Annotated in this window: 1 pseudogene; it reads right to left on the bottom strand. The window is 42.3% G+C overall.

Features of this window, described 5'->3' with window-relative positions:
* Positions 1 to 39 precede the first annotated feature (39 nt).
* Positions 40 to 226 (bottom strand): annotated as a pseudogene (locus ACXAC4_RS18760) (TonB-dependent receptor plug domain-containing protein); the annotation flags it as partial.
* Between the last annotated feature and the right edge of the window lie 15 nt (positions 227 to 241).

Raw genomic sequence — 241 nt, 5'->3', positions numbered from 1 at the left:
AAGGTTAACGACGGTTAGATTCACCTCTTACACAGCACCTCGTAAAACAATGTTAACATCCGATACAGCATCAGAACCATAGATTGCAGATGCACCACCTGTGATTACATCAACACGTTTTATTAAGAGAGCTAGGGATTGTCGATAAATCGACTGTAGAGCTACCAGCTGAACCGGCTACATGTCGCTTGCCGTTTACTAGAACAAGCGTACGAGCTGTGCCTAAATGTTAATTGTTTTA

The organism is Pseudoalteromonas sp. AWM4_233 (genome assembly GCF_056158285.1).
The sequence above is the reverse complement of the archived record's forward strand: the minus strand, read 5'-3'. Positions and strand labels throughout refer to the sequence as shown.